Genomic DNA, 1,388 nt, shown 5'->3' with positions numbered 1-1,388 from the left:
TGAAATGGGGCGAAAGTCTGTGGACTCTGTGTAAGACAGTACATGGTTTTTTAACTGTGGTATGCGACGGTGGTGGAAGCAGAAACTTAAATCGTGAGGTTTAGGAATCGCCGCACTTTTAGGGCGGCGAGGATGTCAAGGCTGACCATTACCCCAATTCTAGAATTTCCGTTTTTTTTGGTTTTCTTGACTACTATTCGGCGGTAGCCAATCCAGTTTCGGTGCTGCTGGTGGTGCGACGACGGGTGAGAGTATTAAAGAGCATAATTCCGATCGCTTTGATCAGATTACCTTCCAACTCTTGGAACATTTTCATGTTCATGCCAAAAGCGGCGTTAGCTTCGGTGACAATGCGATCAGCCATGGCTTGATCCACTGGTAACTCGTCGAGGGTTTGACGATAGTGGTTTTTATAGGCTTTTTCGTCGGAAATATCTTTGAAATCATAGAAAGCCGTGCCACCAGTTTCCAGATTCATCGCTTTTTCGGCGATTTTTTTCAAGATTTGCCCCCCGGACAGATCGCCGAGATAACGGGTATAGGAATGAGCGACTAATAATTCGGGTTCTGTTGTGGCGATTTCCCGAATCCGGTTAACGTAGGCCTGACCTGCGGGAGATAAAGCGATCTCGTTGCGCCAATTGGGACCGTAATAAAAATATAAATCCTGTTCCAGCGTATTTTTACGATTGAGTTCAGGAAAACAGATTTTAGAAACGACGGGATGACTACGAAGTTTTTCCATCTCCTCCTCCATGGCCGAATAGACGAAGTAGAGGTTAGCCACCAGTTTGCGATAGGAAGTTTTTTCTACCACGCCTTTGAGAAAACACTTGACAAAACCGACGTTTTCTGCCATGGTGTGGGATTTTTTCGTGCCTTCCCGCAGTTGAGTTGATAAATTAACGCTCATATTATGATCACCTGTTTGGATGAGTAGAATGGATCGGGTTCGTTACAGATGCTTACTAAAACCGTCTATTTTGGTAGATTAAACTGAATCGATCGGTAATTTTATTAAGAATTTTTACAGTACCTCTGGGGGAGCTTAGGGGAGAAATTTAGCTCTAGCAGGACTTGACCGCCAGTTAAAACCGGTATCGATCGAGATGGCGCAATTGTAAAGATTAGTGAAAAACTGCTCCCTAGTTGATCTTGGGGAGAGAGATGGTATAATCTAGCACCAATATCAATTCTTGCTCGACATTCTTCACGCTTCTTAGCAATTCTTAACATTCACGAGACTTATATCAGCAAAATTTCACAAATTAAAACCGAATTTAGCAATCATGCTTATAATCAGTACAGGATTCTTTATGTTGTGCTAAACTCAAGCCCTTGAGAGACAAAGCCCTAGTTGCGATGTCAGCGAGAACACATTTAGCAAC

General features: G+C 43.2%; 1 protein-coding gene. It reads right to left on the bottom strand.

Features of this window, described 5'->3' with window-relative positions; translation table 11 throughout:
- Positions 1-193: 193 nt before the first annotated feature.
- A complete protein-coding gene (locus PX484_RS12490; protein ID WP_004268415.1) occupies positions 194-913 on the bottom strand; it encodes a biliverdin-producing heme oxygenase in 720 nt (239 codons plus the stop codon).
- Positions 914-1,388: the final 475 nt, after the last annotated feature.

This window comes from Microcystis sp. M49636_WE2, from assembly GCF_030065375.1.
GTDB classification, from domain to species: domain Bacteria; phylum Cyanobacteriota; class Cyanobacteriia; order Cyanobacteriales; family Microcystaceae; genus Microcystis; species Microcystis aeruginosa_C.
This window is presented reverse-complemented; position numbering and strand designations above follow the sequence as displayed.

Bases quoted from the DNA above. Each gene is read 5' to 3' on its own strand.
- PX484_RS12490 (WP_004268415.1), bottom strand. From the start codon at position 913: ATGAGCGTTAATTTATCAACTCAACTGCGGGAAGGCACGAAAAAATCC.